General features: G+C 42.2%; 25 protein-coding genes and 1 tRNA gene. 6 read left to right on the plus strand and 20 right to left on the minus strand.

Features of this window, described 5'->3' with window-relative positions; translation table 11 throughout:
- Window positions 1-17 precede the first annotated feature (17 nt).
- The 6 genes from ACE1B6_RS23105 to recQ all read right to left on the minus strand — a co-directional run bounded on the left by ACE1B6_RS23105 (window position 18) and on the right by recQ (window position 9,576).
- Entirely contained in the window at window positions 18-1,004 is a 987-nt protein-coding gene (locus ACE1B6_RS23105; protein WP_413259626.1) for a hybrid sensor histidine kinase/response regulator, read from the minus strand.
- 126 nt (window positions 1,005-1,130) lie between these two features.
- Window positions 1,131-2,570 carry an ATPase domain-containing protein gene (locus tag ACE1B6_RS23110; protein ID WP_459563086.1) on the minus strand — a complete coding sequence of 480 codons (1,440 nt, stop codon included), beginning with the start codon at window positions 2,568-2,570 and terminating at the stop codon, window positions 1,131-1,133.
- A 339-nt stretch (window positions 2,571-2,909) separates the two neighbouring features.
- Window positions 2,910-4,196, minus strand: coding sequence for a dihydrolipoamide acetyltransferase family protein (locus ACE1B6_RS23115; RefSeq protein WP_413259628.1), 1,287 nt, complete (start codon window positions 4,194-4,196; stop codon window positions 2,910-2,912).
- 115 nt (window positions 4,197-4,311) lie between these two features.
- The gene (locus ACE1B6_RS23120; protein WP_073596152.1) at window positions 4,312-4,761 is read right to left on the minus strand and encodes a YlqD family protein; all 450 of its coding nucleotides are present in this window, start codon (window positions 4,759-4,761) and stop codon (window positions 4,312-4,314) included.
- 223 nt (window positions 4,762-4,984) lie between these two features.
- Window positions 4,985-7,003, minus strand: coding sequence for an AMP-dependent synthetase/ligase (locus ACE1B6_RS23125; RefSeq protein WP_459563085.1), 2,019 nt, complete (start codon window positions 7,001-7,003; stop codon window positions 4,985-4,987).
- 410 nt (window positions 7,004-7,413) lie between these two features.
- Window positions 7,414-9,576 (minus strand): DNA helicase RecQ, encoded by a 2,163-nt coding sequence (gene recQ / locus ACE1B6_RS23130; RefSeq protein ID WP_413259629.1) that lies wholly within the window; start codon window positions 9,574-9,576, stop codon window positions 7,414-7,416.
- A gap of 126 nt (window positions 9,577-9,702) precedes the next feature.
- On the opposite strand from recQ, the gene ACE1B6_RS23135 reads away from it, so the two are divergent.
- Window positions 9,703-9,987 carry a DUF427 domain-containing protein gene (locus tag ACE1B6_RS23135; RefSeq protein ID WP_413259630.1) on the plus strand — a complete coding sequence of 95 codons (285 nt, stop codon included), beginning with the start codon at window positions 9,703-9,705 and terminating at the stop codon, window positions 9,985-9,987.
- Between the two features lie 437 nt (window positions 9,988-10,424).
- On the opposite strand, the gene ACE1B6_RS23140 is transcribed toward ACE1B6_RS23135, so the two are convergent.
- Together ACE1B6_RS23140 and ACE1B6_RS23145 are read right to left on the minus strand one after the other, a co-directional pair.
- The gene (locus tag ACE1B6_RS23140; protein WP_413259631.1) at window positions 10,425-10,808 is read right to left on the minus strand and encodes a hypothetical protein; all 384 of its coding nucleotides are present in this window, start codon (window positions 10,806-10,808) and stop codon (window positions 10,425-10,427) included.
- A 248-nt stretch (window positions 10,809-11,056) separates the two neighbouring features.
- Window positions 11,057-11,701 (minus strand): fasciclin domain-containing protein, encoded by a 645-nt coding sequence (locus tag ACE1B6_RS23145; protein WP_413259632.1) that lies wholly within the window; start codon window positions 11,699-11,701, stop codon window positions 11,057-11,059.
- 254 nt (window positions 11,702-11,955) lie between these two features.
- On the opposite strand from ACE1B6_RS23145, the gene ACE1B6_RS23150 reads away from it, so the two are divergent.
- Window positions 11,956-12,037: transfer RNA gene (locus ACE1B6_RS23150), tRNA-Leu, on the plus strand.
- A gap of 97 nt (window positions 12,038-12,134) precedes the next feature.
- Here ACE1B6_RS23150 and ACE1B6_RS23155 read toward each other — a convergent pair.
- From ACE1B6_RS23155 to acsF, 3 genes are all read right to left on the minus strand, one after another.
- Window positions 12,135-12,818: a Uma2 family endonuclease gene (locus tag ACE1B6_RS23155; protein WP_413259633.1), complete on the minus strand. Its 684-nt coding sequence runs from the start codon at window positions 12,816-12,818 to the stop codon at window positions 12,135-12,137.
- Between the two features lie 111 nt (window positions 12,819-12,929).
- Entirely contained in the window at window positions 12,930-13,703 is a 774-nt protein-coding gene (locus tag ACE1B6_RS23160) for an SPOR domain-containing protein (RefSeq protein WP_413259634.1), read from the minus strand.
- Between the two features lie 293 nt (window positions 13,704-13,996).
- Window positions 13,997-15,073 (minus strand): magnesium-protoporphyrin IX monomethyl ester (oxidative) cyclase, encoded by a 1,077-nt coding sequence (acsF, locus tag ACE1B6_RS23165; RefSeq protein ID WP_413259635.1) that lies wholly within the window; start codon window positions 15,071-15,073, stop codon window positions 13,997-13,999.
- Between the two features lie 210 nt (window positions 15,074-15,283).
- Between acsF and ACE1B6_RS23170 the strand changes: the two genes are divergently transcribed.
- Window positions 15,284-15,775 (plus strand): NINE protein, encoded by a 492-nt coding sequence (locus ACE1B6_RS23170; RefSeq protein ID WP_413259636.1) that lies wholly within the window; start codon window positions 15,284-15,286, stop codon window positions 15,773-15,775.
- Between the two features lie 119 nt (window positions 15,776-15,894).
- On the opposite strand, the gene ACE1B6_RS23175 is transcribed toward ACE1B6_RS23170, so the two are convergent.
- The 5 genes from ACE1B6_RS23175 to ACE1B6_RS23195 all read right to left on the minus strand — a co-directional run bounded on the left by ACE1B6_RS23175 (window position 15,895) and on the right by ACE1B6_RS23195 (window position 19,976).
- Window positions 15,895-16,506 (minus strand): DUF2996 domain-containing protein, encoded by a 612-nt coding sequence (locus ACE1B6_RS23175; RefSeq protein WP_413259637.1) that lies wholly within the window; start codon window positions 16,504-16,506, stop codon window positions 15,895-15,897.
- A gap of 347 nt (window positions 16,507-16,853) precedes the next feature.
- A complete protein-coding gene (locus ACE1B6_RS23180) occupies window positions 16,854-17,129 on the minus strand; it encodes a MoaD/ThiS family protein (protein WP_413259638.1) in 276 nt (91 codons plus the stop codon).
- A 231-nt stretch (window positions 17,130-17,360) separates the two neighbouring features.
- Window positions 17,361-18,665, minus strand: a complete 1,305-nt coding sequence (thrC, locus tag ACE1B6_RS23185) for a threonine synthase (RefSeq protein WP_413259639.1) — start codon at window positions 18,663-18,665, stop codon at window positions 17,361-17,363.
- A 184-nt stretch (window positions 18,666-18,849) separates the two neighbouring features.
- A complete protein-coding gene (locus ACE1B6_RS23190) occupies window positions 18,850-19,455 on the minus strand; it encodes a LamG domain-containing protein (RefSeq protein ID WP_413259640.1) in 606 nt (201 codons plus the stop codon).
- A gap of 260 nt (window positions 19,456-19,715) precedes the next feature.
- Window positions 19,716-19,976, minus strand: coding sequence for a MoaD/ThiS family protein (locus ACE1B6_RS23195; protein WP_413259641.1), 261 nt, complete (start codon window positions 19,974-19,976; stop codon window positions 19,716-19,718).
- Between the two features lie 381 nt (window positions 19,977-20,357).
- Here ACE1B6_RS23195 and ACE1B6_RS23200 point away from each other — a divergent pair, with 381 nt between their 5' ends.
- The gene (locus tag ACE1B6_RS23200; protein ID WP_413259642.1) at window positions 20,358-20,714 is read left to right on the plus strand and encodes a four helix bundle protein; all 357 of its coding nucleotides are present in this window, start codon (window positions 20,358-20,360) and stop codon (window positions 20,712-20,714) included.
- Window positions 20,715-20,820: 106 nt separating this feature from the next.
- On the opposite strand, the gene ACE1B6_RS23205 is transcribed toward ACE1B6_RS23200, so the two are convergent.
- Window positions 20,821-21,435 carry a J domain-containing protein gene (locus tag ACE1B6_RS23205; RefSeq protein ID WP_413259698.1) on the minus strand — a complete coding sequence of 205 codons (615 nt, stop codon included), beginning with the start codon at window positions 21,433-21,435 and terminating at the stop codon, window positions 20,821-20,823.
- 213 nt (window positions 21,436-21,648) lie between these two features.
- On the opposite strand from ACE1B6_RS23205, the gene ACE1B6_RS23210 reads away from it, so the two are divergent.
- Together ACE1B6_RS23210 and ACE1B6_RS23215 are read left to right on the plus strand one after the other, a co-directional pair.
- Complete coding sequence (locus ACE1B6_RS23210) at window positions 21,649-22,863, plus strand: sigma-54-dependent transcriptional regulator family protein (protein ID WP_413259643.1); 1,215 nt, start codon at window positions 21,649-21,651, stop codon at window positions 22,861-22,863.
- Window positions 22,850-23,218 carry a response regulator gene (locus ACE1B6_RS23215; protein WP_413259644.1) on the plus strand — a complete coding sequence of 123 codons (369 nt, stop codon included), beginning with the start codon at window positions 22,850-22,852 and terminating at the stop codon, window positions 23,216-23,218. Before ACE1B6_RS23210 ends, ACE1B6_RS23215 begins: the two co-directional genes overlap by 14 nt.
- Window positions 23,219-23,261: 43 nt before the next feature.
- On the opposite strand, the gene ACE1B6_RS23220 is transcribed toward ACE1B6_RS23215, so the two are convergent.
- Genes ACE1B6_RS23220 through ACE1B6_RS23230 form a run of 3 tightly spaced genes read right to left on the minus strand, consistent with a single transcriptional unit; the run spans window position 23,262 to window position 25,319 of the window.
- The gene (locus ACE1B6_RS23220) at window positions 23,262-23,885 is read right to left on the minus strand and encodes an ATP-dependent Clp protease proteolytic subunit (protein ID WP_413259645.1); all 624 of its coding nucleotides are present in this window, start codon (window positions 23,883-23,885) and stop codon (window positions 23,262-23,264) included.
- A gap of 60 nt (window positions 23,886-23,945) precedes the next feature.
- A complete protein-coding gene (locus tag ACE1B6_RS23225) occupies window positions 23,946-24,614 on the minus strand; it encodes an ATP-dependent Clp protease proteolytic subunit (RefSeq protein ID WP_413259646.1) in 669 nt (222 codons plus the stop codon).
- A gap of 18 nt (window positions 24,615-24,632) precedes the next feature.
- On the minus strand, window positions 24,633-25,319 hold the full coding sequence (locus ACE1B6_RS23230; protein ID WP_413259647.1) for an ATP-dependent Clp protease proteolytic subunit: 687 nt from the start codon (window positions 25,317-25,319) through the stop codon (window positions 24,633-24,635).
- Window positions 25,320-25,436: the final 117 nt, after the last annotated feature.

The raw sequence follows: 25,436 nt of genomic DNA on the forward strand, positions 1-25,436 counted from the left end.
ACTCCCTACCAGGTGGTTTATCCGCCTTGGCGGTTGCTATATTGGTTGAGCGGCAAAGTTACGGTGAACGTTGTCCCAACATTGACCTCACTGGTCACTGCGATCGTTCCACCCGCTTGCTCAATCACCTGTTTCACAATTGCCAACCCTAAGCCAGTTCCCGGAATATTACCAACATTGCTCGCACGGTAGAAAGATTCAAACAACCGGGCTCGATCGGCTGGGGAAATGCCAATGCCCTCATCCTGCACTTGAAGGATTGCCACCCCTGCTTGACACTGCAATTTAAGCCAAACGGTGCTGTGGGGGGCTGAATATTTGATCGCGTTAGAGAGTAGATTCGTTAGGATCTGTCGCAGTAGTGCTTCATTGACGCAAGCCGTAAAGCATTCTTCTTCACAGTCGATCTGAATTATGTGATTGCTTCCGATGCCGACTTTAATTTCTTCAACCAAATTGTGGCAGAACGGCCCGATCGCCATCAGCGCAGCATTACCAGTCAATACACTCGCTTCCACTTTGCCAAACGCCAAAACGTCATCGAGTAAAGCCGTCATGGATTTAACCGCTTTTAGAATCCGTTGGGAAAAGTCGGCTCGTCGTTCGGATGGCAAGTCGTGCTGCTCTAACAGGCGAGTAAATCCAAAAATGATATTGAGCGGATTGCGAAATTCATGAGAAACCATTGAGACAAAACGAGTTTTTAGTTCTTTGAGTTCGCGTTCTTGCTCCAGTGCAGCTTGAAGCTCAAGGGAAAGCCGCCGCGATCGCAGCAGCATTTCCACCCTTGCCTGCAACTCTAACTTTTCGATCGGTTTGCTAATCAGTTCATCAACGGTTTGCCAGAGATGTCGCGTCAACAGTTTGACATCCGCCCGAAGTGTAATCAGCAAGACAGGTAAAAATACAGGCTGCTCTGTATGTTTTCTTGCCTGTACCCATTCCCATAAATGATGCAAGGCTGGACCATCTAGAATGCACAGGTCAAACGATTCGTTGAGCAATGGAACGGCATTTCTTGCCTGCACAATAGATTCTCCGACTACGACATCGTAATATCGTCCAAGCCACTCTGCCAGGAGGCGGCGATTTTCCGTTTGCTCAACAAAGATCAAGATTCGGTTCATCGCTTACTCACCTTCTAGCAATTTGGGGACACCCGTGAGGATGCCTCGAAGCTGATTGAGCGGACTGCCAACCTTAATTCCGTAGCGGCTGATTTGAAATTCGCGCAGGTTTTTCTCAAAATCGCTCATCCGCTTCTTAAGCACGCCAATCACCCGTCGCAATTCGCCTCGGATTTCCAGGTAGCGCAGAAAGATAATGGTGTCTGCTAAATAGCTAATGCCAATTTCGGTTGCCCGAAATTCTCCCGTAATCGATTCAACTTCGTTGATCAGCAGGACAGCAACCCCCATGTTTTGTAGATACTTACAGAGGGCATGGAGGTGAGGCGTTAAGTCTTCGCCTCGAACTGAGAGTTGATAGCCAGACACGCTATCGATCATAACAATCTGCGCCTGCTGGTGTTCTACTTCCTGTCGCACGAGGCTGGCAAATTCGTCTGGGGTGTAGTGGAGCGGTTCGATTTGCACGATCGACAGGGTGCCGCGCTCTTGCATCGCACGAACTGGAACATTGACTCCTTCAGCACGGTGCAACAGCGTTTCCTTGTTTTCCTCAAAGGTGTAAATCACCGATCGCTCTCCCCTTCCGGCTGCCTCTTTGAGAAACTGAAGCCCCAGAGTACTTTTTCCCACGCCGCTCGGTCCACTGACGATCGTAATCGTACTACGCTCAATCCCACCATGTAGCAGTTCGTCAATTTCTGGAATCCCAGAGGAAATCGCTTCCGTACTCAGCAGTTGTTCAGATACTTGGGGTACTAATTTTGGAAACAGCTGCATTCCGTTACTGGTGAGGCGGAAACTGTGGTCGCCATCCCGAAAACTACTCCCGCGAAACTTGGAAACCGATAGGGTGCGATCGCCCTTATTAAAGTCTAAATTGAGTACTCCATCACTCATGAACTGTAAATCATCGTCGGGCGCTTCAACGCTATGTTCTGAGGTAAACAGAACTGTGATGTCTTGCTCTGTCAAAAATCGCAGAAACGACAGAACTTGCTTGCGAAACTGGAAGGGATCTGTAGCTAGGTAGCGAAACTGCGTCATCGAGTCAATGAAAATCCGCTGCGGCTTCAGGGCTTCAACTTGCTCGACAATGCGCTGGGTCGTCGGTTCGCGCTCGACCTCAGCAGGTGAGAAAATATCGTAGGTCTGTACCTGAGCAAAAAACTCGGAAGTGGGGCTAAGGTCAAGAAAAGTGATGCCCTGAGTGGCAAACTTCAATCCTTCAGCCGTTCTTCGGAGTTGGGCAACCGTTTCTGCCAGCGTAATGAACAAAACGGATTCGCCGTTGGCGGCTCCTGACGCTAAAAAGTGCAGTCCCAAGGTTGTTTTGCCAGTGCCGGGTCCTCCTCGAACCAGGTAAGCACGACCGGGAACATAGCCACCGCAAAGAACTTCGCTTAGTCCCGGAATTCCTGTCGATAGACGATTAGACATCAGCAAGCCACTCCTCCACTAACAGTACTAAACGATAAGTAAGGTGCCCTTCCTGGGTTGGAGTTGACCATCCATTGAGAGCCAGAAAGCTTAGGCTTCAGTGGGTTGAGACACCTTTTCTGCGGAATAATGAAGGCAGCGATTCGCAAGACAGAACTGTAAAATTATATCTTCCCAGCTTGAGAATACCATTAAGAGATTTCTTTCAAAACTAGTTGGTGGGTGCGATCGTTCTGTTTCTTCTACTTCTAATAGTGCGATCTAATTCAGCATTTTCTAAGTCTTATAGAAAGTAAAATTCAAAATCGAATTCCCCCAAAAATAGGGGGAATTTTCCAGCTTTTACAGGGTTAAAGATTGGGGGTCATTTTCGATTAATTTCGCCAAATCTTGTAAGAAGGCGGCAGCATGAGCACCGTAAATAATGCGGTGATCGGCGGTAATATTTACCTGCATTTGCTGTTTGACTCCCATCATTCCGTCAGCGGTTGCGACTACTTGGGGACGGGCGGCACCGATCGCTAAAATCGCCCCTTGTCCTGGTGGTAAAATCGCATCAAAGCGATCGACACCAAACATTCCCAAGTTGGAAAGAGTGAAAGTTCCAGAGTTATATTCTTGGGGTTGGAGTTGTTTACTGCGAGAGCGATCGACCAAATCTTTCCAACTCCGCGACAAGGAATAAATATCTAATTTGTCAGCATTTTGCAACACAGGCGTAATCAAACCACCATCATCCATTGCCACGGCAACCGCCACATTAATTGCCGAATTATACTGAATTCCTTGCTCAGTATAACTCGCATAAAGCAATGGGTGTTTTTGCAAAGTTACTGCCACTGCTTTAGCTAACAATGCCGTCATTGTTACACCTTTGGACTTAATTTGTTTATACAGTTTGTCCAATTTATCGGTAGTAATCGTGTAACCAACATGGAAAATCGGCACTGATAAACTAGCTACCATGTTCCGCACAACAGCATTTTGCAGCGTGCTAAAGCCTACCACTTGACCGGGAACTGCGGGAATGGGTGCAGGTGCGGGTGCAGCTTTCGCAGCGGGTGGAACTGTTGCGGGGACAAAGGTGGGAACGGTGGGTGCAGCAGATACAGCTGGGGCGGGCGTTTTTCCGGCAGCTGCTTCTACGTCTTCGGCGACAATCCGACCGTGAGGGCCGCTACCTTGGAGACTATTTAAGTCTACTTTCAGTTCTTTGGCTAGTTTCCGGGCACGGGGGGAAACTACGATTCTGTCGCTACCACGTCCTGCGCCATTGGAAGTTGCTGCGGCTACAGCTACAGGTTCAGGTTGCTTTGCAGGTGCGGGAGTTGGCGCAGCTGCTTGAGTGGTTTTACCTGCTGCTTGTTGTTTGGCGGTTTCGATTTCCGCTTCGGTTTCTGCGACTAGGGCGATCGCCGCACCCACAGGCGCAACTCCACCCGCCTCAACAATAATGATGGCTAAATATCCTTCATAGAAGGATTCTACATCCATATCCGCCTTATCGGATTCCACCACCACCACTGTTTCGCCTTTTTCAATCTTGTCTCCGGCAGATTTTACCCAGGAAACAATTTTGCCTTCAGTCATTGTCGAACTGAGGGCGGGCATGAAAACTTCATGAATCATTGCTAATTCTTACTTGCTAATTACTAATTGAATTTTGCCATTTGTCAGTTGGCATTTGTCATTTGTCATTATTTTTAACGAATGACTAATGACCAATGACTAATGACTTTTAATGCTAAATATCACCCCGAATTTCTTCTACTACTCCATCTCGTAGCAGGATTTCTACTTGCCATTTATCCAATAAGTTGTCTCCCAATTCCACAGTGAAAATGCTTTCAATTGTGCCTTGACTCACCTCTTGATTGAGTTCCAACAATTGCACTTGTTGGAGTTGTTGTAGGGATTGATTTTTCTGTTCTAGTAATTCACTTTTTCTTTGATTTACTTGACTTTGAATGTTGTCAATTTGCTGGATTACTTGGGGACCTGGGGGCTGCACACTTTGCTTTTGCAGTTCAGTGATTGCCCTTTGTCCTTGAACTTCTAACTGTTGCAATTGCTGATCGATTTGATTCAGCTGTCCTTGCAGTTGTTGTTGTGCTTCTTCCTTCCAACGAGGAGTCACAATTGCCTTAATGTTAACTGGGCGCTTTAGTAGAAGTTGATTTTTCGGAGTATCCATGACTAAGTTTATCTTTTGTTCTGGTTAAGGAGCGATGTTTCATCAGTCAAAGTTGCCGGAAAAATGCAAATATATTTAAAGTTTTAATTTGCATTTTTACCTACAATATGCAATTATATTTCCTCAAGGTGAAAGAGTGAAATAGGTTATTTTCTACTTCACCTTTATTTTGCCTGATACTGAGATTTAATCTACAATTGCAGGGGAACTTCTCACTGATTTTTTAGAACATCCCGTCGATCATATCGCGATAGCGTTCCATAACGACAGGTCGGCGAACTTTCAAAGTTTGAGTCAGCATTCCATTTTCGATCGAAAACGGTTCTTCGATCAATCTGAAAGGGCCAATGCGATCGTCAGGACGGAAACCTGGACGGTTCTGCACTTCACGAGTCAATTCTTTACGGAATAATTCCTGAACAATTTTACTATCGAGTTTGATTTGTTCTTGGGTAGCGGAGAAAGTTTCATTCGGTAGCACTAATTGGAAGTTTTGCGAAGTTGCCCATTGTTTGAGGGCTTCTGTGTTTGGCACAATTAAAGCACCTAGCGATCGCCGATCCTGTCCCACTAACATCATCTGATCGATGTAAGGACTACGCAAACAAGCATCTTCAATTGGTTGGGGTTCAATATTTTCCCCGTTGGTGAGGACTATTGTATCTTTTTGTCTTCCGGTAAGCACCAAATCGTTATTTTCGGTTAACCATCCTAAGTCACCGCTATCGAACCAACCTTCGGAATCGATCGCTTTTTGCGTAGCTTCCGGGTTTTTATAATATCCTTGCATAATCTGCGGCCCCCGGAGCAACACAATCCCAGTTTGACCCACAGGTAAAGCTTGGCGAGTTTCTGGATCGACTATTTTCGCCTCCGTACCAGGAATGCCTTGTCCCGCAGAACCTCTGATATTATGCCAATAACGACGGGCGTGAGTCACAGGGGAAGTTTCCGTTAAACCATATCCCACCAATATTTCCAACCCGACAATTTGATAAAAGTTTTCTAAGTGCATCGCCAGCGAACCACCACCACTGATAAAATATTTCATTCTTCCACCAGTAGCTTCTCTGACTGTTTTATATACTAGCTTTTCCCCTAAAAAATGCAAGGGCCAGTAAATAATTGCTTGCAGTCCTCCTAATAACCTTTCCGGGAATGCAGGGGGGTGAGGTTTTAACACTAAACCTTGCCAATTTCGCTTTCCTTGAATATGGCGTTGACTAAATTCCAACAAGTTATTAACTAACTTTTGCTTATTCGCTGGTTGTTCCCGGAATTTCTTTTGCACTCCTTCATAAACTGATTCTAAAAGTCGGGGAACACCGATCATATATTGCGGTTTAAAGTCTTTGAAGTCTTGTTTAATATGGCGAATGCTAGTATAAATTTGGTGGCAACCTTGAGACAGAACAAAATATTCCGCAGTCCGTCCAAAAGTGTGCCAAGTGGGAAGAATAGAAAGGGCAATATCTCCAACATGAGGTTGAATAATTGCGCCCAAGGTGGTAATTTGATGCAGTAAATTTCCGTGAGTTAATCTTACGCCTTTGGGTTTTCCAGTAGTTCCAGAGGTGTAAAGTAAAGTGGCGAGGGTATTGTAATTTTGATTAGCTGGTTTTAATTCTTGGGATGTTCCAGCTGCCATTACTTGCGAAAAGTTGAGAACCTTGATTTCTCCGAAAGTTTCCAGTTGTTCATCTGTGAGTAAAACTATCAGTTGCAGGGGAAAATTCAAAAGACGATCGCCTAATTTTTTCAGCGTCTTGACATCTTCTACAACTAAAGCTGTACTACCGCTATGCTCAATAATGTAAAGTAATTCTTCTATTTCCGCAGCCGAGGAGCGAACTACATCCGCTGCCCCTGCCATCATAATACCTTGGTCAGCAATCATCCACCTGGGGCTATTGTCGGAAATTAAGGCGACGCGGATCGGATCTTCGCTGTTATCGTTGGTGGTTGTTGGTAAAATGCCATTGGCTTGCAATCCAGCTGCGAATTGTTGGATTTGTTGGTAAAGTTGAGGATAGGTTAGGACAATCTCTGGTTTACTGTGCGGATCGTGTAAGGCGATCGCATTGGCGAATTTTTGGGATGCGATCGACCAAATTTCCGGCAAAGATTGAGCAAAAGAGTAATCTACAACGAGTTTCAGCTTTTCTCGTTCCCGATCGGACATTCTGTAAGAACTAACAGGGTTTTTCATAGCCATTTCTTTAACCACTTCCGCTTTCAACATAACCCCTAGCTAGGTTATTTTAGCGATAATCTGTAGACAGAATCACTTTTGTCTATCGGAATTACTGATAATTCATGCACAATCAAGCTACTGTTTAGCTTAGCTTATATCATTCACAAGTAATTTAAAATTCGGTTTTTAACCATTCTCCAGATTTTCAAGTTAAAAATAATACTGTAGATAATTTTATCAAGGGGGCAATCAATATGACATTAACAGATTGTCTGTTACTGACTTTAGTAAACACTGTCATCTGCGTTACTTTGCCCAGAGTAGTGTCATTTGTTAAATTGAATCAAGCTAAAAGCACAATAAACGTAAATTAAGTTTGCCAAAGCTAAAGCTTTACCATAAAGCTTGTTCTCCTACTTGAAGAGGGTGAGATGCAATTTTCAGAAGTTGCGCCCTCTTTATTTACTATTATGATGTTTTTTCCACACCGATCGAACTATACGAATTTCTCCATAGCTAAATTCTGCGTCAAGATATTCATAAATTGGTTTTAACATTTCCACAACACCAATTTCTTCCATTGCTTGCAAAATAGTTTTTTGCCGTTCTGGAGGAACTAATTTATCAATATCTACCTCTTCCCCCATTTCCCACAATTCTGCTAAATGCCCGAAAATAGTCGAAGATTTAAGATTACGTTGTTGGGCAATTTCTTCCACCGTCAAACCTTGTTGAAATAACTGTAAACTAACCATCTGAGTTGTGGAAGGTGCAGGTTTTTCAATTCTCCCGTCATCAGTGATTATCGGTAAACCTTGTTCTTGGCGATAAGCGCGAATTTCCTTCAGAAATATCGATCCATATTGAGAGAGTTTACTGCTACCAACTCCCGACAGTTCTCCGAATGCTAATAAAGTTTGGGGTTGCACTTGCGCCATTAATTTCAAAGTAGAATCATGAAAAATTACGTAAGGGGGAACACCTTGATCGTCAGCAAGTTTTTTCCGCAGAGAACGCAATCTTTCATACAATACTTCCATCCCAGCTTTTTTCAGATTCTTCTCTTCTTGAGTTTCTTTCTTTTGGGTAGGAATTGCTAGAAAAACTTGCCGTTGTCGCCGCATAACTTCCCAACTTAAGGGATTAAGTTTCAGAATAGCATAACCATCGGTGCTTTGTTCTAATATACCTTGGTGAATTAGCGATCGACCCAAAAACTTCCAATCATCAGCCGTTTTATCCTTACCAATACCATAAGTAGAAAGTTCATTATGCTTATTTTGTAAAACTTTCTGACCCTTAGAACCTCGCAATACATCAATAATATGATTCATCCCAAACCTTTCTTTACATCTAGCGACACAAGAAAGAAACTTCATCGCTTCAATAGACCAATCTTCCACAGGTTTAGGATTAGCGCAATTATCGCATTTCCCACAATTCCCCGCAAAATATTCCCCAAAATAACTTAACTGAATTGTCCGCCGACAGTCCGTTCCTTCCGCATAATCAATCATTCGCCGTAACTGCTGACGGGCGATCATTTGTTCTTGTTCGTCGCTTTTTTGGTCGATCGCCCATTCAATTTTTTTGATATCACCATAACTAAAATAAATGGTACAATGAGCAGGTTCCCCATCTCTTCCCGCCCTACCTGCTTCTTGATAGTAACTCTCGATGTTTCTCGGCAAATCATAATGAACTACTAACCGCACATCCGGTTTATTAATACCCATGCCAAAAGCAATGGTAGCAACGATTACTTGCACATCATCTCGAATAAACCGAGTTTGATTAGTGCTGCGTTCTTCATCACTTAAACCCGCATGATAAGGCAACACATTAATGCCATCTCTTTGCAATCTAAGAGTTAAATCATCAACACTTTTCCGACTAAGGCAATAAACAATTACTGCCCCTTTAGCTTGACGAATTTGTAATAGTAATTCTGTGTAACTGCTTTTAGCTTTCGGACGAACTTCGTAATAAAGATTATGCCGATTAAAACTAGCAATATGAATAAAAGGATCTTGTAAATGTAACTGTTGAATAATATCTTGACGAACTCTTTCGGTAGCAGTAGCAGTTAATGCCATAACTGGCAAATCTGGATAACGTTTACGCAATAACTTTAACTGCCGATATTCAGGACGAAAATCATGTCCCCACTCAGAAACACAGTGCGCTTCATCAATAGCAAAACCTGCAATTCCTACTTGATGGTGGACTAAATCTAAAAATGGTAAAAACTTTTCACTTAATAACCTTTCTGGGGCAACATAAAGTAATTTAGTATGCCCATTGCGAATACTTTCCTCTCGATGACGCACTTGCCAACCATTCAAACTACTATTAAGGAAAGTCGCGGAAATTCCGTTATTTCGTAATGCCTCCACTTGGTCTTGCATCAGAGAAATCAGCGGCGATACCACCACTGTTACACCCTTTTTTAACATGGCTGGCAGTTGAAAGCAAAGAGATTTCCCCCCGCCAGTTGGCATGACAATTAAGGAATCTTGATTTTGTAAAGCTTGTTGGACAATTTGCTTTTGTCCGGGGCGAAAGCTATCGTAACCAAAATAGTGTTTGAGTGCCTTTTCCAGGGTGGGAAACTGGGACATGATTTAAAGAGTAGTGCGCTGATGATAAGAATATTTTAGATCCATCGCCAGACAGTGATGAAATTTTATCAGCGATTAGTTTATCCTAAATAATTGTACTGGCAAATTAGCAAGGGAAAATCACAGATGGCGAAAGCAGTTTGGAATGGTGCTATTTTAGCAGAGAGCGATCGCACCGAGGTAGTAGAAGGAAACCACTACTTCCCCCCCGACACCATCAACAAAGAATACTTTAAAGAAAGTAGCACACACACTACCTGTTCTTGGAAAGGAGTCGCCAGTTACTACACCATTGAAGTAGACGGACAACAAAACAAAGATGCCGCTTGGTACTACCCCCAAACAAAAGATGCCGCCAAAAAAATTCAAGGATACATAGGATTTTGGAAAGGCGTAAAAGTCCAAGCCTAACCTTAAAAAAACAAAACCAAACCCAAAATTTGAATCGTAGGGGCGGGTTTAGCCAAAAATTCTCTCATCCCAACCAAAGAATTTCAAACAAAACCCGCCCCCCAACCTGGGAACAAAAATCAGAAAACCTGTAGGGTGCCTTAATGATAACGTAACGCACCATTTCAGCTAGCTGTAAAACTAATCGACATCGCCGCCAACTGGGTTAAGTCGCAGTCTTTGGGTTGAACCTGATTTTAGCGTTAAACCCCCTCGTCGGGTAACAGGAAATCAAGAAAATCCGTTGTTGAGGTCTGGTTTAGCAATGGCGGGTTTTGTTGTAATTCTTTGGTTGTGAATCCCTAGATTAAGGGCGGGTTTTGTTGTAATTCTTTGGTTGTGATGACAGAATTTTCTGCTAAACCCGCCCCTACAAATAAAATTTTTCCCAGTCTCTTTTATTCGGCTAAGTCGAGTTTTAGTTCGACTCTGTTAGTGTCATTTCGCTCATTTTCTCGGAAAGGTACGGCGTTAATTGGTTGGGGAGTTTGGCGATTAATTTGTAATTCTGCATCTCTCCCTACTTGTAAAAGGTTGCGACTGCCTTTTTTGGTCATTTCATAGCTTTCATTAATTGTACTAGCGGCAGCATTTGAGCCGAAGAATTGGCGATAGTCGCCTTCTACGGTGCGATTTTCAATTCCTTCTAAAGAGTCTCCTGATAAGGTGACATTTTCTGTTTGTTGGTTGGGTATTGTTGGAGACTGAGCTTGTACGGAATTAGCGAGGACAATACTGGTAGAGGCTAAAACTACTAGGGTAGTTGGGATGATGGTTTTCATTATCTTGAACCCAATTAAAGTTGGTTTCTTTTCGGGTTTTTAAATTTATTTATTTCTATTTTTATCATATAATATGTGTAATCAAAAAACAGTCTTCTTCTATACGAGAAAATTTTAAGTTATATTTCTATACCTTAAATTTAATTGCGGTGGTTTGGGGTTTTGCTAATGTACGATCGCCCCAACTAATACTAACCACAATTAATACTAATCGGAGCGATCGCACTTCCCACCAAAACTCACTTCAATTATCTATTTGCTAATCGAGACGCAATAGTGTCTTGCAATGATTGCGGCAGCAATACTGTATTAATGCCGTGAATTATACCGTTGCTGGCTTCAATGTTTGGTAGAATCACACTACCATCATTGACAACAATTCGATTATTTGGTGTAACTCGCACGGCAATTCCACCACCTAAAGTTTCTACAGGCCCAGTGTTAAATTCATTAGCAGAAACTCTGCCACGAATAATATGGTAGCTGAGAACTTGCCGCAAAAGATCGCGATTTTCTGGTTGCAATAACAGTTCTACTGCACCTTGCGGTAGGGCGGCAAAAGCTCGATCGGTAGGAGCTAAAATTGTGTAAGGCCCTTGATAAGCTAAATCATTCGCTAATCCCGCTTCTCTGGCAGCTTGTACCAAAGTATCAAAGGAATTGCGCGTGGCTGCCATTTCTAGTAAATTGGTAGGAGCAGCACCAGGTTGAACATAAGGAGTAGCATTTCGATCGACACTCATCCCTGGAGATGTGTTTGTGCGATCGTTCATCTCCATTTCGTTAGTATTAACTTGTGCCATTGCTGGAACACTGACGAAGGCACTAACTCCGACAATGCCAGTAACGACAGCTAGTTTTCTCGTTAACTGAGTAAGATAGTTAGTCTTCATTACGTTCTGTTCCTCGTAGCATCAAAAGTCAACTAGTTTCAGGTTATTAAATTTTTGTAAACTTTACTTCTCATAATCGACATAGAACTTATGAGATAAAGGCAGTAGGCTATTTAGGTTTGCCGCTTATCAGTCTGGAGAGAGTACTTGGCTACATCTTTTGGGTGAAATTGGGGAGATGGCGATCGCTCCCAAAAAAACAAAAAATCTGCTATACTGATTTATTGTCTGAATATGTTAATATACAGATTCAAGCGGATGTGGCGGAATTGGCAGACGCGCCAGATTTAGGTTCTGGTTTCGCAAGAAGTGAAGGTTCAAGTCCTTTCATCCGCATCAAAACTCATAACTTGTTTTAACAAGGGTTGCAACTAAAACTAATTAGTGTAGCCCTTTATTTATTATTTTATTTCGGGATTCAGTTTATATTTACTTAACTTTGACTCAACCGTTTGACAAAAACTTCATGTTCTTGACTTGCCAAACCTTGTTGTACTACTGTTAAAACTTTGGCTAAATTCCCTGTTAATAAAGCTGCTCTATCTAACCATAATCCGGGGAAAACCTGAGAATAAATTATCCCATTTTCTAACGGTTCAAGTTTAATATATTGCTCTTGTTGTAAGCTAAACCAATCAAATTCCCCATCCTCAACACGCCAAACTAAATATTCCTGTACTTGATTGCGGCGATAAACATTGAGTTTTTGGTGCAAATCAAGAGAAACACTGCTAGCAGCAATTTCGACGATTAATTCTGGAGCACCTTCCACATAACCATCCTGACTAACAGTAGATTGTCCGCCTACTTGAATTCGCAGCAGTGCATCAGGTTGAGGTTCGTTATCCAAATCCAGCCTAACAGTACAATTATCCCCTAATTGTAGATTGGGGGTAAATGCTTTGTAGAAACTTAACCATCCTATAATGTCAGCATGAGGTTCGCCATGATTTGTAATTCGTAAGGGAGATGCCATATAAACCACTCCTTCAATTAGTTCTGCTTTTTTCACATTAGGCATAGCAGAATAGCGCCGTTCAAATTCAACACGGGTTAGTTTATCCCCGTTTTCTAAAGGCGGAATAGTTAGCGTAGGAGAAAGTTTGGCAGTTATCATATTTTTCTCCCGGAATTAGGCGATAATTACACTTTTACTCATGATATCAAAGTAAGTTAGCGATCGATCTAAAGCAAAACATCTTGCTCAAGAAAGGGAACAGAAAACTAACTAAAGCATCCACTCCAAAACAACTGCTAATCGAGTATCCTTTCTTTGTCTAGCATTTTGTTTTTGGATATCTGTAGATAAGCGAATATTTTCCGTTAAAGCATAGCCTACAGAAATAGTAGTCAAACCAACTTCTTCGCTAGTACCAGGAGACACCCAACTTTGAGTTAAAGAAATATCGCCTCCACCAGTGCGCGAAAAGACAAACAATAATCTTGCACCAACATTTAAACCGCTAGTATCATATTTATCAGTATCTATGTGTCGATAACCAATTACGGGTGCAACATTAATGTAACCACCCAAAGGCAAAATATAGTAACGTAAATCTCCACCATAGAGAGAGTAATCACCATCAAAGGAAGTGCTATACTCGCCACTTAAAGTTAATCCAGTTTTGCCTAAAAATATATCTTCTATTCCTACTTTAATGCCTGATGAGCGATCGTCCGCAGTAAACTGAGAATATCCTAACCGCAACCTTGTCCGAAAACTAGGATCATTTTTAATACTCTCCAAAACATTAGGAACTTTTCGCATCCAACGCCGCAACACCGGACTATTTTCGATAATTTCTGGACTTAAATCTAAATCTCTCGCTGACGAGTTAGGCGTTGCTGATTCAGGAGTTGGCGGAGTTTCCTCAGTTTGAGGAGTTTCTTGGGTTGGCGGAGTTTCCTCAGTTTGAGGAGTTTCTGGAGTTTGTGCCCAAGCAGGTGTCGTTACCAGAGTTAAGCAACCGCTAATTAATACAAACCAGTAGTTTAATTTCATCAAAAACCTCACGGGAGTTTAGAAACCCCTGTCTTTCAAGCAGGGGAGAAAAGTTGTAGACTAACGTTTATTTTGTAAAAATTTTAGGAGGTAAGTAATTAGTTGGTAGGGGTAATTTAAAAAATTAGATAAAGATTTTGGATAGGAATTATACCACATCTACTCTGATTACCAAATTCCCATTCCCAACTACCTATTACCCGCTACCAAATAAATAGATTACTGTATTTTGGTAAAAAAAACGGTTCCGCTAGTAGCAGAACCGTCATCATCAAGGAGCAACTAATGAACAATTACTTAACTGTTCCTTGTAAAGACATGACATCAATTGGTTTCATCAAATACAGCCGTAAGAATTGCCAACCGTTAGAAATGTAAAGAGGCAATTTCCGTAACAATTGCAGGAATTTGGGCTGTTTAGAGTTAACAATTTCAGTCAGTTTGGCATTATTTTGGATACAAACATCCAAACGCTCATAAAATTCTGGATTATTAACATCCAACATTACGGGGAAGACTCTTCCAGCAGTTTCGTTGGTTTTTTCAATCACGTAGATATCATAATCCCGTGCATTTAAACCAATTGCCGCATAGAAATCAGCCCGTTGGATATCATTGAGATACATGGTAGCAAACACCGACAGCAGGAAGAACCGACACCAGAGTTTGGCTTTCCAGTCGTTCAAAGTCTCCGGTTGTGCTCTCATTACTGCATCAAAGAAGTCGCCGTGACGATTTTCATCCTGACACCAGTTTTCAAAGAAACGGAAAATCGGATAAACTCGGTCTTCGGGATGTGCTTCTAAGTGACGGTAAATGGTGATATAGCGCCAGTAACCAATCTTTTCCGAAAGGTAGGTAGCGTAGAAAATGAATTTTGGTTTAAAGAAGGTGTATTTCCGGCTCTTGGTTAGGAATCCTAAGTCTAGAGACAGGTTAAAGTCAGATAACGCTTTGTTGAGGAATCCTGCGTGACGCGCCTCATCCCGTGACATTAGGTTAAAGCATTCTGCCAAAACCGGACTTTTATCTTTTAAGCGTCTTCCTAGTTCCTTGTAAAGTAGGAATCCAGAGAATTCAGCAGTACAGGAACGTTCTAGGAACTCAACGAACAACCTGCGAGTTTCCCCGTCGATGTGGTCCCAGGATTGTTCAAATTCTGCATCCCGGACAAAGTGATGGCGATTATAGTCAGTACGGAACTCTTCTAAAATCGCTTGCAGTTCGTCTTCGTTGGGTGAGATGTCCATCCGCGCCATTTCGTCAAAGTCGGTGGTATAAAACCGCGGCGTGAGGATGGTTTCTTTTGCCGGAACTTTAATTCCTGGCCGTAATTCTTCAAAACTGGGTTTCTTGAGGGAATCTACCATAGGTAATTTTGATCTCACTAAGATCGATCGATGCCACAGATGCGACGCTTTATCAACTATGGGTTTTAGTCTACCAAGGTATTGGCTGGATTAGATGAGCGATCGCATTAAGCTTTGTTACAAATAATCGCTACCCCAGGGATATGGAACACTCAATAACAGAATAACTATCATAAAAAAATGCACGATCGCAAATTAACTAATTCACCAATGAATAGTGTTAACAGTAACGTTGGTAATAATATTGGCACAAGCTACCTACTTTGGTTAGCTTGCTTGCTACAACTACACGGCTTACACCGCATCTATAACCGTAAAATGTTTACAGGCTTCATCTGGCTTTGTACATTTGGCTTATTTGGAATTGGGCAATTTATTGATTTATTCCTGATTCCCGGAATGGTAGAAGAGCATAACTTAAAATTCCGTGGCAAATTTGGTTATGCACCCAATGGCATTCCATTAAATCAACCAGCAGTTTCCCAAACTATCCCGTTAAACCGCGACCAACTAATGATTAAACTAGTCAAAACCGCAGCTGCTAGAGGTGGCAAACTCTCAGTTACTCAAGCAGTTATGGATACAGGTATGAGTTTTTCGGAAATAGAAGGCGCATTAATGCAATTAGTCAAAGCTGGTTATGTAAGAATTGACAACGACCCCATTACTGGTGTTGTAGTTTACGATTTTGTAGAACTCTGAAGGAGCAGGGGGGCAAGGGGGCAGAGGGGCAGGGGAACTTCATTAACTCAAAACTCAAAACTCCCCCAGTCCCCAGTCCCCAGTCCCCAGTCCCCAGTCCCTCTTTCCCTGATTTAAAACTAATTTCTAACTAGCCACTTTTGGGCATTTAAACGTTGCACAACGCCAAACACCAGCAAATCTAAAGTTACTTTTCTTTCATCAATCAAGAAAGGCTCAAGAGTGCTAGGTTTACCGCCATTTTCCGAGTATGAAAAACCTTTTTGTCCTTGAATATTTTCTGCCAAAAAGTAGACTCGGAATTGCCGTTTACCATTACCCCAGCTACCAATAACTTGCCAGCATTCTGGCTGTGCTGCATAGCCGATAACAGGAATTTTTTGCTTTTCTAAGGTTAGCTCTAAATCCGCAACGCCTTGTTTAGCTAACCCAGCTGTTAATGCCGGAAAATAATCTTGGGGAATAAACTCGGCAAAAGGTTTATCTTCAACTGCGGGAGGTTTTTCCTTTTTCCCAGCGGGGGGTTTTTTGGCAGCTTTTTTCTCGGTGGCTGCATTGGGATTTGTTTCGGGATTAGCTGCGTTAGGATCTGGTGCATTAGCACTAGGAATATCTGTTGCTACTGGTGAGTTAGTGCTGGGAGCGTTTTCTTCGGAAACAGTAGGCGCTTGCTTTTCCTCAGTACTCGGTGCTACTTCTCCCGCTTCATTATGATTGGTTTCTTCTGCCATAACTCAGTTCAACCTTTAATTTAAATTGGTAATTCTAGACTTAGCTAAGAAATCTCACCAGCTAAGAGGCAAGACACTTATGTTTACAATATCGAATAATCTGCAAGAAAGGGACTGGGGACTGGGGACTGGGGACTGGGAAAGTTTTAAGTTGTAGGGGCGGGTTTAGCAGAAAATTCTTGCCACACAGCCGAATAATTAACAACAAAACCCGCCCTGGAGAGAGTTTTGAGTTTGTAGGGGCGGGTTTTGCCCAGAGATTGTTTGTGCAGTACAAAGATTATCTACTAAACCCGCCCCTACAGAATTTTTTCCCGCCTACTCCCCTGCTCCCCTGCTCGAAGAACTCAACCGCCAGCTACAGCGGGAACGATGCTTACTTCGTCGCCATCTTTTAAGGGTGTGGCTTTTCCTTCTAAAAATCTGATGTCTTCGCTGTTGACGTAGAGGTTTAGAAAGCGGCGAACTTCTCCTTGTTCATCGCATAAACGTGCTTTAATTCCGGGACAACTTTGGTCTAAGGAATCAATTAATTCGGCGATACTGTTAGCACTGCATTCTAAAGTTGCTTGGTCGTTGGTAAACTTTTGCAGGGGAGTGGGAACTAAAACTTTAACGGACATAGTTAATTCGGTAATTGGTCATTGATGATTATTAATGGGTAATTGGTGTTTCTTGGCACCGATTACCCATTATCTATTAGCACGATCGCAAACTGCAAAAAGCTAATACTTATACAAGTACTTGTTGAGTAATCTGTAGGGTGCGTCAGACAAGACAAATTTATGCGAGGCACACAAATCTTAAACTTCTGACGCACCTGACAAAATCTAACTGCCAACTTGCGTTAATACTTATACAAGTACTTGTTGCCAGTCGAGGCGTTCTAAGGTGCGAGAACGTTCCAAAGCTCGCTCGAAACTGTCTAATTTTGGTTCAATTGTTAAAGGTTCGCCGATGTAACCTTGAACTGCTTCCTGAGTTTTCAAACCGTTTCCGGTAATGTAAACTACTGTGGTTTCTTCCGGGTCAATTTTACCAGCTTCGACTAATTTTTTCAGGACGGCAATTGTGGTTCCGCCAGCAGTTTCGGTGAAGATACCTTCGGTTTCTGCCAGTAGCTTCATGCCTTCCACAATTTCGGCATCGTTGACTGATTCGATGTTACCGTTTGTTTTCCGAGCGACTTCTAAGGCGTAAATGCCGTCTGCTGGGTTGCCAATTGCGATCGATTTGGCAATTGTACTCGGTTTTACTGGTTGCACAAAATCCCGTTCTTCCCGGAAAGCTTGAGCGATAGGCGAACAACCATCTGCTTGTGCGCCGCTGAATCTAACGCTCTTATCCGCAACTAAGCCGAGATTAATAAATTCTTGGAAACCTTTGTAAATCTTGGTGAACAAAGAACCAGAAGCCAAAGGTGCAACTATATGATCTGGTAATTCCCAGCCAAGTTGTTCCGCAACTTCGTAACCCAAAGTTTTGGAACCTTCGGAGTAGTAGGGACGTAAATTGATATTGACAAATCCCCAACCTTGTGTATTAGCTACTTCACAGCAGAGACGGTTTACTTGGTCGTAATTTCCTTGCACTGCCATCACGGTAGGGCCATAAATCAGCGTACCCAGGACTTTTCCGGCTTCCAAGTCAGCGGGGATGAATACGCAGCAGTCGAGTCCGGCGTGGGCTGCGATCGCAGCGGTAGAATTAGCCAAATTACCAGTGCTAGCACAAGAAACCGTAGTAAAACCCAACTCACGAGCGCGAGTCAAAGCCACCGATACCACCCTATCTTTGAAGCTGAGGGTAGGCATATTGACAGCATCGTTTTTAATATAAAGCTTTTTCAAACCCAGGCGACGAGCCAAACGATTCGCACGCACCAAAGGAGTCATTCCAGTTCCCACATCAATGGGGTTATCAGTTTCCACTGGCAAAAGTGCCCGATAACGCCAAATCGAATTTGGGCCAGCTTGAATACTTTCGCGAGTCACAGAGCGACGGAGAGCATCGTAATCATAAGCTACTTCCAACGGGCCAAAACAGAATTCGCAAACGTGAATCGCCTTGGCTTCGTATTCAGCACCACACTCTTTACACTTCAAACCTTTAACAGCGGTTATCTTTTCTTGGTTTTGGGTTGTAATTGCCTGAGTCATGATCTTGCTCTCTCTCGCTCTGAAAATCTGTCGAACTGTCAACTTTCTGGAATGCTATCACGCCCGCAAGAGCACGTCAAACATACCCGACCTTTTTTGTCGGGTATGCTTTGGGCATCCCTAGACAGATCCCCGACTTCTTCAAGAAGTCGGGGATCTGGGTTAAGCAAAATTGCCTGGTTTTTTACAGCAAAGTACCGATTTCGGCATCAGTCAACGCAGCAGTGTATATGCGAAAATCAGAAAACTGTCCGGCAAATACTCCGTCGCTTGCACCATTGCTATCTTCCTTGCGTCCAATCAGATAAGCATTAGAACTACGTTTTAGCGTGTAGGGATTTTGCACTCCTGGCTCATCAGGAGATATCGTAGGCGAAACGGTACCCGCTACTTTTCCGTTAACATAAAGGGTAGCTGTTGGTGTCATATAATTCTTACCCCAACTAAAGGTAACTGCTACATGATTAAACTGCCCAGCAGTCACTTTTAATGTTCCCACTAATCCCAATAAATCCTGGTTTGGTTGAGAACCGTTGGTTGGTAAATCTTTGCGGAGAGTGATTGCCGGAGCACCACCACCGTTAATCGCAAAAAGTAATTGCCACGCATTCTGGTTGTTGCTCCAGTTGCCAAGAATGATATTTCGATTTGCTGTAGAATTAAGATTAACTTTTGTGGCAATTGTAAAGTCAGTTGCATGAAGATCTAACGGTGGGGTTGATAAGTATCCACCAGTTGGTAGAACGATAATAGGCAAATTCAATACCAAGGCATCGGTATTACTCGGCATTTGTTTTTTCTCCTTATTGATAACTTGATGAAAAGATGTTTGAGTTCTAAAATTTTGCTGGCGATTTAGAACTCTGAATATTTTTTTTTCACAAAGTTATTATATCCTCAGATTCCGTACTTCTCAAGATAAATCTCAAAGTTTTTCCTAAAAATAGCTCTAGCCCTTTGTTGGGTAAAGCATTTAGGATAAAGATCAATAATCATGTAGGACTTATGCACCATAGCCCAAAAAACCCAGTTCTGCGTAAGTCCGATAATTTATCCGCCACTCACAGGGGGAATGAATACCACTTCATCGCCGTCTTGCAAAATTGTATCTGGTTCCACAAACTGAAGATTGACACCAAAACGAGTAATTTCCCGCCATTGAGCGAGTTCTTGATGTTCAGTAATTATATTTTCTAAGACTTTTCCCACAGAAGTTCCTGGGGGAATTTCCCGCACTAATTCTGGTACGCCGTAAGCTTCTTGATAGGCAGCAAACAGTTTAATTGTGACCTTAATTTTAGGGTTAGTCATATTACAGTTAGGAACTTCCATCATTTAAATTATCCTCTCGTAGGACTCTCGTAGGGTAGGCATCTTGTCTGCCATTATTCTTGACTAAGCTGTTACGCATTTAAAAGTTATATTGTAGGGTGCGTCAGATTTAGATATTTTCCTTTCTATATCAGGCTTTACCGTCTGACGCACCCTACTCGTTAATAAGTGATTTAAATGCGTAACAGCTTATCCATTATTTCTGACTGACAGGCAAGATACCTGTCCTACAGCTGGGAAAATGTTCTACATCTGAGAAAAGCTGAAAAATAAATATTATATTATATAATTGAGCTATCGTAGCTAAGTATGATGTTATTTATGTAGCAATTAATTCTAGTAGTTAAGGAGAAAAGTTATATGGAAAAACCGGAATTTGAAAGATTGCCAGTTTATCAATTATCGGAAAAGTTGGCTAATGAAATTTGGCGATTGGTGCAAGATTGGGATGAGTTTAATCAGGATTCTTTAGGCAAACAAGTTATTATTTCTGCTGATTGTATTGGGGCTAATATTGCGGCGGGAACTGTGCAAGAACGGCAAGATAATCAACATTTGGTACGACAAGCTAGGGGTTGTTTATATGAGACTATTCATGCTTTGCGATTGGCTTGGAATCGGAAGTTAATTACGCAGGAGCAAGCTAGTAAAATTAAGCCGATTATTGATGAATTGTCGGCTAAACTTAATGCTTACTTGAAATCTTTGGGTAGTTAGTTGAAGTAGGGGACTGGGGATTGGGGATTGGGGATTGGGGACTGGGAAGAAGAGGTAGTTAAATTATTTTCTTCCTATCCCTTCTTCTCCTCTGCTTCTATGGTTTTTAATATATTTGTTCGATGCGGCGGAAGTCTCTTTCAACTTCTAACCATAATGAACGGTTGTGGGGGTCGATTTTTAGGGCTTTTTTCAGGTAAATTCGGGCTTTTTCTAGTTGTTTACGATCGATAAAATGCCGACCTGTGCGCTGATAAGTAATTGCTTGCCATTGACGTACTTCTATATCTTCCGGGAGACGTTGAGCTAATCCTTCTACTAGTGCGATCGCTCTAGGATACCGCTGATCTCGCAACAAAACTTGTAGTTGATTATAAGATTGCCACTTTAACTTTTGTTCTTCTGGTGAAAGTGGCGGTTGAATTTCAATAGTCTTTACTTTATGAGTCGTTTTATTTACTTTAACTTTCGGGGGTGTCGCTACTTTTTGTTGACTTTGTTGCTGCGTTTTTGGCTCTGGAGGAACTGGCGCTTCCTTGACATTTTCCATCAGGAATTCGTAAGCTTCCTGAATTGCAATAAACTTTTCCTTCGCTTGTCGATCGTTAGGATTGACATCAGGATGATACTTTCTTACCAAGCGGCGATAGGAGGCTTTTACTTCCTCTCTAGAAGCTCCCGTATTTAATCCTAATAACTTATAGCAATCTGTCAGATTCATGGAAGTTAGAATAGAACTTAAGCCGATAATAGCAAATGCTGAGGCTAAAGATCGGCTGGTGTTTGGGTAAGCTACTATAATAACCATAAATAACTATGGCTGGTTATAAAAATTCGTGAAGAAAAGAGCTTTTTTGCTTGAGAGAGATTGACAATATAAATACAGACAGTTTTTTGAGGATTGGTAAGCTATTATTTTTTTAGTTTTCAGGCAATGACACTTTTTCAATCCAGGGAAGCATTAGAAGCCGGAAGGAAGTATTTAGCTAAGGGTGCAATTCCTGCTGATAGTTTGCGCGATGTAATTTATCGCGCTTGGGAAAGATCTCATATTCAAGGAGCAAATCCCCAAGCTTTGCAAGCAGAAAAACTGTCGCCATTAGACACGCAGCGTTTACTAGAACAACACAATTCTCTGATTTGTGCGGCTCATCCATACATGAAAATACTATCTCAAGCGGCAAAATCCGATCGCCATGCCGTAATGCTGAGCGAGTCAAATGCTATAGTACTAAATGTTTTGGGAGACGAACAAAGTGTTAGCGGCCCGGAAAGAGTTCCCGATCCTGGATCTTTGCTTTCAGAAGCAGTAGGAGGTACAAATGGTTTAGGTACTCCCTTAGCAGAAAATAGCTATGTAGAAATTGTTGGTGCAGAACATTTTATTGTTGGCTTTCATCCTTTTACTTGTCAAGGAATTCCGTTACGAAATGACAAACAGCAAGTAATTGGCGCATTAAGTATTTCCGTGCGACAACGGGAAGTTGGACAAAGACTTAAAGATATTTTAATTTGTGCCTCTCACGGTATTGAAGCGGAAATGCTTTTCAAAAGATTAGAAGCAGATATTCGCTCTGTAGTAACAACTAATCCAGAAGATGCTCAGCCATTAGACAACTTGTATCAAGATATCATTCAAGCACATTCTGCGGCACGTCTGCGGTTAGAAATGACCTCTCGTTTCGTAGCGGGAAACAAAATTGATTATGCTAAACAATTACTTCTACAAGCTGAAGAATTAATTCAGTTATTTCGCCATCGAGCTACACTTTGGCGTAACTTAGCAACATTTGCAGAAACAGAACAAATACAACCTATTTGTTTAAGTGATGCTGTTCAGGAACTAGTTGATTTATTGGCGACAGAAACCAAAATTCGGGAACTGGAAATAATCATTCAAACTGAAGAGGAAATTTGGGTAGAAGCAGATTACCAAAAATTTTTCAAAAATCTTTTTCACTATTTTTTACGGGCTTTTGAAATCGTAGGTTCAGGTGGATCGGTATTAGTAAAAATCTCGGAAATCAAAAGTTTAAGATTAGGAGAAATTACAATAGTACCAATTCCGGCACTGAAAATGGTTCGATCGCAGCCTCATTCTTTTGTCCTAAGAATACCAATAGTAAGGAAAAATTATGAATATCAGTAATCCAGTAAAAGGTAAAATCTTAATTGCTGATGATGATGATGATAATCGAATGCTACTGGCTTTTTTCATCCAAAGCGAAGGCTGGGAAGTTGTAGAAGCACAGGATGGTCAAGAGGCTTTGGAAAAAGCCATAAAAGAACAACCAAACATTATTTTATTAGATAATCGGATGCCTAAGTTAAGTGGAACTAAGGTTTACGAAAAACTCTGTGAACAGGGAATGAAATTTCCGGTTATACTGCTCACAGCTTACACAGACATCAAAGAATTAGCCGATTCTTTGGGTATTCGCTATTATTTAAATAAACCTTACGATCTTTCCAATTTAATCGCGATGATTGATAAACTTTCTTAGTGAGTAGGGTGCGTTACGCTGTGTTAACGCACCTAACTAATCGTTACCGAACTGCTTCTATTTTGGCTTCAGTACCAGCAGGTTGTTCAATCACTTTGTCAATTAAACCGTATTCTTTTGCTTGTTGAGCAGACATGAAAAAGTCGCGATCCATGTCTTTTTCGATTTTTTCTAGAGGCTGACCAGTCATTTGGACATAGATATCATTGAGTTGACGACGAATGCGGAGAATTTCTCTGGCTTCGATGTCAATGTCAGTTGCTTGTCCTCTGGTACCGCCGGAAGGTTGGTGGATCATGATCCGGGAGTGAGGTAAGGCGAGGCGTTTACCTTTGGTACCTGCACCTAAGAGGAAGGAGCCCATTGAGGCGGCTAAACCAACGCAAATGGTGACTACTTCTGATTTAATGTATTGCATGGTGTCGTAAATTGCCATGCCAGCAGTGACCGAGCCGCCGGGAGAGTTGATGTAAAGATAAATAGGTTTTCCCTGATCTTCGGAGTCTAAGTAGAGCATATAAGCGACGATCGAATTGGCAATACCGTCATCTACTTCTTGAGTCAGGAAAATGATTCGTTCCCGAAATAGACGATCTTCGAGATCGATCCATTGTTCGTAGGTACCACCGGGAAGACGATAGGGGACTTTGGGAATACCGATAGGCATAGTGATTCAGGGGGCTTGGGTTGAATGTTGATGAGATTGCAAGAGTTCTACAGACTTAATTTAAGTTAAGGCTGCAACGTTCGCGGGTATGGCTTTGCTGGTAGTGAGGACTTTATCGATCAGTCCGTACTCTTTCGCTTCTTCGGGTGTCATGTAAAGAATGCGTTCGCTATCTTTAGCGATTTTCTCCACTGACTGTCCGGTATTTTGGGCAAAAATCTCCAAAATCAAGTTTTTCTTGTCCAAGACTTGCTTAGCGTTGATTTGCAGATCGGTTGCTTGACCTTGGGCTAGGCTGCGAAACTGAGTGAGAGCGATCGAAGCATGAGGCAAACTAATGCGTTTTCCTTTGCTTCCTGATGATAAAATCAAAGCCGCCATGCTCACTGCTTGACCTAGACAAATGGTGACAATTTCTGATTTAACGTGCTGCATGGAATCATAAACTGCCAAGCCAGCGGTAATTGCCATCATCCCAAGAGTTTCATTTGTCATTCCTGCCAATACTGGATCGCCGAGCGAATTGATATAAATATATATCGGTTTGTTCTGCTCTTCTGAGTCCAGATATAACAAGGCGGTAATTAATGAATTAGCCACATCAGTTGTTAGCGGCTGATTCAAAAATAGAATCCGTTCTTGACTCAAGCGAGTGTAAATATTAACCCATTGCCAGTAGCTACTACCAGGAATGTTGTAGGGAACTCGAAGTGCGGAATTAACAGGCATATTAATATTTCCAGTTCCTTAGACTAGGGCGGGGATTTGCGCTGGGAGGTCTTTCCTGCTTTCTAGGACGCGATCGATCAAGCCATATTCTTTAGCTTCTGCGGGTGTCATGTACAACATCCGTTCGGTGTCTTTGGCAATTTTTTCCGGTGACTGTCCGGTATTTCTAGACATAATATCTAGGATCGCTGCCTTGTTTGCCAAGACTTCTTGAGCGTAGATTTGGATATCTGTTGCTTGTCCCCTTGTCCCGCTGCGAGGTTGATTGAGGACAATTGTGGCGTGAGGTAAACTAGCTCGACAGCCTTTAGTTCCTGCGGATAGGATCATGGCAGCTGTGCCCATTGCTTGACCGATACAAATGGTGTGGACAGGGATATTGATGTAGCTAAGGGTGTCGCAGATGGCGAAAGCTTCTGTTTCGTAGCCGATCGCGTCCCCAGTATACCAAGATGTACCTGTAGAGTTGATGTAGAAGAAAATCGGCTTCTCTGGATTATCAAATTTCAGATAGAGCAACTGGGCAATAATTAGCTTAGTGACATCAATTCCAATTTGACGCTTGTATTCATCAGGGGAAACGAGGGGAGTTCCCAGATAAACAATTCTTTCCTTCAACAATAAGGAAGGCAAATCTGGAGGTGGTGTTCGGAAAGAGGCATCTCCGTAATATGGAGCTTGTACTGCCTTTATAGGTGATTCCATAAGCGCGTTCCGCCCAATTAATTTTATGGCATTGTGTATTTTTCATAGTAACGCGGTCTGGGATACCTCTGAAATATAACTGGTGTAGTGATCCCTACACCTTTGGTGAATTATCCT

This window comes from Floridaenema fluviatile BLCC-F154 (assembly GCF_041929135.1).
Classification (GTDB): Bacteria; Cyanobacteriota; Cyanobacteriia; order Cyanobacteriales; family Aerosakkonemataceae; genus Floridanema; species Floridanema fluviatile.